Genomic DNA, 5,000 nt, shown 5'->3' on the forward strand with positions numbered 1-5,000 from the left:
AATAATTAAAGCAGTATCTTCAATAGCTCTCTCTGTAACATCTATAGTCTTACATCCTATTTTTCTCATTATTTTATCTGCAAAATCAAGTTCTTCTAACACTCTTGCATCTCCTGCATATTCAATGTCTGACGTAATCCTATGAAACTTATCTAACCTTCTTTTCCTTATTTCAATTAATCTAAGTGGATTTATTGTTAATCCAAATACTTTTTTTCTATCAATTTCATATATTTCATCTGGAACTCCCACTTCAGGCATTAAAGGAATGTTTATTGCCTTTACCCCCTTATTGGCTAAATACATACAAAGTGGTGTTTTTGAAGTTCTTGAAAGTCCGATCAACACTACATCGGCATTCTTTAATCCCCTATAATCTTTACTATCATCATATTGCATAGCAAATTCCATGGCTTCTATTCTCTTGAAATATACTTCGTCTGTTTGCCTCATAGCACCTGGGTTGTATGTAGGATGTGTATTTAATATAGTTGATGCCACATTTATTATTGGCCCTAATACATTCATAACCGATATATTTTTTTCCATTGCTTTTTGTGTCAAATGCTCCCTTACATTAACAGTAATTATAGTAGATACAATTATCACGCTCTCGCACTCATTTGCAATATTCATTACATCTTCAACATCTTCTAAAGATTTTACATATGGAATTCTTTTAACATCTACTTTTTCTGTAAATTGACTTGCCGCTGCAACAGCAACTTGGTTTGCAGTTTCTCCTATCGAATCTGATACTGCTAAAATTGTTAACATATTTATACCTTCTTTCTCATAATCTCATGATACTTTTTATACCTTACTCTTTTTTTATAAATATATACCCTGACCAATGCTTACAATACTTTAATTAATTATGTATGTGTTCCTGTTATCTCTATATTAAACTAAATTTGGTTCATTTAACAGTAGTGAATTTTTTTTTACTATATGTTACACTTTAGTATAACGTAATACAATTACAGTTGGAGGTACTCTTATGAAAAATAAAAAAGTGTTAACTATAAGTATTCTTCCTTTGATGTGGACTATATATGTCTTATTCGAGCTTATTACTGGAAGAATTAATGATCTTAGAACAATTTTATTTAATATGATACTAATTATATTATTTGCACTAGTAGGTCTATTTAGCTACATAATCGGAATTAAATACGAATGTGGATTTAAGTCTAATACACTTGTAATTCTATTTTTCTTTCTTTTTCTATTTGATCAAGGAATAAAGATATTAATAAAACTCTTTTGGTTTAATAATGATTTTCCTATAATATCTAGCTTGTTATATTTTCGACCTATAATTAATACTGAAGGTTCTTGGCTAAATGCTAGATTTGGAGCATCCGTTAATTTTCCTATTTTAATAACTATAAATATATTTGCTATATTTATTTTTATCGAAGTATATAGATATTATTTATACAAAGGAAACAAGGATTTCTGGGCCGATATGTGCTTTATTTTTGTATGCTGTGGTGCTACATGTTCGCTGATTGACAAGATTTTTTATGGTGGTAGTTTAGATTTTATAGGAATAAGTAATTTATTCATTGCTGATATAAAAGACTTATATATTAATATAGGAATATTATTCTTTGCCCTTACTATGTTTAACAATGGATACCTTGCATCTAATGAAGATACATCAGTTAAGGAAGATATTCAATCATTAAGAAAGTTTTTCTTATTTATAAAAAAGGATATCTCGCATAAGTTCAAATCCTTCTAAACAGTTATCTATTAGATTAGTAAAACCTATGAATACTTATTTAATGTTATTCATTTTATAAATTTGTAATATGATATGTTTCAAAATTTATAAAGGTAAATAAAAAAAAGAGTTTTACTTTCAGTAAAACTCTTTTATTTATATAAATACTAAGCAAGTTTTTCAATAAGATTACTTTTAATAAAGTAATTGGTGGCTCACCCGGGAATCGAACCCGGGACACCATGATTAAAAGTCATGTGCTCTACCGACTGAGCTAGTGAACCATCTTACCTCGCAACGTCCTACTCTGCCACACAGTCTCCCATGCAGTACCATCGGCGCTATAGACCTTAACTTTCCTGTTCGGAATGGGAAGGAGTGTTACCTCTATGCCATCATCACGAGATTTTAATTAATAGTTGATACAATCTTCATCTATTACTTCAAATTTATGAAATAATCTTTATATAACTATTTTATAATATCTTGTCGAAAACTTGTCTCAACAAGATATTATTATACATAGTATTATCTATTATGTCAACACTTATTCAGAAATAAAACTTATTTTATTTTTTTGGTATATTCTTTTATTAACTCTATAGATCTTTTAAACTTGCTCAACTCTTCTTTTGTCATATGAATTTCCACTACCTCTTTAACCCCATCAGCATTTAAAACAGCAGGTACTCCACAAAAAACATCTTTTTCTCCATACTCGCCATCTAATAATGTAGATACTGGCATTATCTTGTTTTCATCATTTATTATCGCTTTTATGACTCCTACAGCTGCTGTTGCTATACCATAATACGTTGTTCCTTTTCTATTGTACACTTCCCAACCTGCTCTCGCTGTTTCTAGTACTAGTTTATCTAAGTCAACTTTTCCTACTCTATCTTTATTGTCTTTTAATATCTCGTAGAATGACTTCCCTCCAACTGTAACATGAGACCATGGGACCATCTGCGAATCTCCGTGTTCTCCCATAGAATATCCTTGCACACTACGCGGATCCACATTTAATAGTTCCCCAATGAAATTTTTTAGTCTTGCTGAATCAACTGAAGTACCAGTGCCTATAATATGACTCTTTGGTAGCCCAGATATCTTATAAACATGATATGCTATCATATCAACCGGATTGGAAATAACAATAAAGTGTCCTTTAAATCCACTCTTCATTATTGGCCTTACAATGGATTCTACTATTTTAGCTGATAATTCTAGTGTATCTAATCTAGTTTGCCCTTGCTTAGGCGGTGCACCAGCTGTTATTACCACAATATCTACATCCCCGCATTGCTCATAGTTCCCCCTGACAATTCTTATATTTCTATTCAAATATTCAATACAATGGTTTAAATCCATTACTTCCCCTAGAGCCTTTTCTTCATTTATATCAATCATTAATATCTCATCACATACCCCTTGAGTCATCAGACTAAAGGCTGTACTAGACCCTACTAATCCTGTTCCTATAATAGCCACTTTACTTTTTTTTAAACTCATATTTAACTCCTTTTAAGAAACTTATTCTTACTCATATTATTATTATTTTACACTCATTTATTCACTTATAATTACTTATATATGCACGATTAAATATTATGGATTATATTATACACTATCTTAACTCTCTTCTAAGAATATAAAATCAGTCTTCGTATTCAAAATTTATCTAATTAATAAATTAATCCAATCTTTTATTCCTAAATGTTTATAATACTGAAAATAAATTACTTCTTTAATAATTTATTTTAAAACAAAAAAGGTTGTTAATAAAATTAACAACCTTTGTTATGGTGCGTCATCAGGGATTCGAACCCTGGACACCCTGATTAAGAGTCAGGTGCTCTACCAACTGAGCTAATCACGCAAATCTTACCTCGCAACGTCCTACTCTGCCACACAGTCTCCCATGCAGTACCATCGGCGCTATAGACCTTAACTTTCCTGTTCGGAATGGGAAGGAGTGTTACCTCTATGCCATCATCACGAGATCTTCAATTTGAAAAAACCTTGTTCTTTCAAAATTGCACACAGTTTCTTTAATGTATTTACAACTTGACTATATTGGTCAAGCCCTCGACCTATTAGTATCAGTCAGCTAAATATGTTACCATACTTACACCTCTGACCTATCAACCTTGTAGTCTTCAAGGGGTCTTACTAGCTTATGCTATGGGAAATCTCATCTTGAGGTGGGCTTCACACTTAGATGCTTTCAGCGTTTATCCCTTCCCGACTTAGCTACCCAGCTATGCTTCTGGCGAAACAACTGGTACACCATAGGTCAGTCCATCCCGGTCCTCTCGTACTAAGGACAGCTCCTCTCAAATTTCCTACGCCCGCGACGGATAGGGACCGAACTGTCTCACGACGTTCTGAACCCAGCTCGCGTGCCGCTTTAATGGGCGAACAGCCCAACCCTTGGGACCTACTTCAGCCCCAGGATGCGACGAGCCGACATCGAGGTGCCAAACCTCCCCGTCGATGTGAACTCTTGGGGGAGATCAGCCTGTTATCCCCGAGGTAGCTTTTATCCGTTGAGCGATGGCCCTCCCACGAGGTACCACCGGATCACTAAGCCCGACTTTCGTCCCTGCTCCACTTGTAGGTGTCGCAGTCAGGCTCCCTTCTGCCTTTACACTCTTCGAACGATTTCCGACCGTTCTGAGGGAACCTTTGGGCGCCTCCGTTACATTTTAGGAGGCGACCGCCCCAGTCAAACTGCCCACCTAACAATGTCCTGTCACCAGTTTCATGGCATCCAGTTAGAACTTCAATACTATCAGGGTGGTATCCCAACAACGACTCCACCAAGGCTGACGCCCTAGTTTCCCAGTCTCCCACCTATCCTGTACAGACAATACCGAAATTCAATGCTAAGCTACAGTAAAGCTCTACGGGGTCTTTCCGTCCAATCGCGGGTAGCGAGCATCTTCACTCGCACTACAACTTCGCCGGATTTGCAGTTGAGACAGTGCACAAGTCATTACGCCATTCGTGCGGGTCAGAACTTACCTGACAAGGAATTTCGCTACCTTAGGACCGTTATAGTTACGGCCGCCGTTTACTGGGGCTTAAGTTCACACCTTCGCGTTACCACTAAGTGTTCCCCTTAACCTTCCAGCACCGGGCAGGCGTCAGCCCCTATACATCAGCTTTCGCTTTAGCAGAGACCTGTGTTTTTGTTAAACAGTTGCTTGTGCCTATTCTCTGCGGCCTGATTTCTCAGGCACCCCTTCTCCCGAAGTTACGGGGT

The 5,000-nt window shown here is 35.8% G+C and carries 3 protein-coding genes, 2 tRNA genes and 3 rRNA genes (2 of these 8 only partly in view); 1 reads left to right on the forward strand and 7 read right to left on the reverse strand.

The window, feature by feature from the left end:
- Positions 1 to 777 carry the 5' portion of a pyruvate, water dikinase regulatory protein gene (locus F3K33_RS25180; RefSeq protein ID WP_012061051.1) on the reverse strand. It extends 30 nt beyond the left edge of the window, so 777 of the gene's 807 nt are visible here — the first part of the coding sequence; it begins with the start codon at positions 775 to 777; its stop codon lies off the left edge, out of view.
- Between the two features lie 223 nt (positions 778 to 1,000).
- Between F3K33_RS25180 and F3K33_RS25185 the strand changes: the two genes are divergently transcribed.
- On the forward strand, positions 1,001 to 1,750 hold the full coding sequence (locus F3K33_RS25185) for a signal peptidase II (protein WP_012061052.1): 750 nt from the start codon (positions 1,001 to 1,003) through the stop codon (positions 1,748 to 1,750).
- Positions 1,751 to 1,940: 190 nt separating this feature from the next.
- Here F3K33_RS25185 and F3K33_RS25190 read toward each other — a convergent pair.
- From F3K33_RS25190 to F3K33_RS25215, 6 genes are all read right to left on the reverse strand, one after another.
- Positions 1,941 to 2,016: transfer RNA gene (locus tag F3K33_RS25190), tRNA-Lys, on the reverse strand.
- A 5-nt stretch (positions 2,017 to 2,021) separates the two neighbouring features.
- A 5S ribosomal RNA gene (gene rrf / locus F3K33_RS25195) occupies positions 2,022 to 2,138 on the reverse strand.
- 158 nt (positions 2,139 to 2,296) lie between these two features.
- Entirely contained in the window at positions 2,297 to 3,244 is a 948-nt protein-coding gene (locus F3K33_RS25200) for an L-lactate dehydrogenase (protein WP_012061053.1), read from the reverse strand.
- 291 nt (positions 3,245 to 3,535) lie between these two features.
- Positions 3,536 to 3,611 (reverse strand) — tRNA-Lys (locus tag F3K33_RS25205).
- Positions 3,612 to 3,618: 7 nt separating this feature from the next.
- Positions 3,619 to 3,735: ribosomal RNA gene (gene rrf / locus F3K33_RS25210) — 5S ribosomal RNA — on the reverse strand.
- 73 nt (positions 3,736 to 3,808) lie between these two features.
- Positions 3,809 to 5,000 (reverse strand): 23S ribosomal RNA (locus F3K33_RS25215) (it continues 1,717 nt past the right edge of the window).

Origin of the sequence: Clostridium beijerinckii (assembly GCF_008705175.1) — a bacterium.
In the GTDB taxonomy this organism is placed as follows: domain Bacteria; phylum Bacillota; class Clostridia; order Clostridiales; family Clostridiaceae; genus Clostridium; species Clostridium beijerinckii.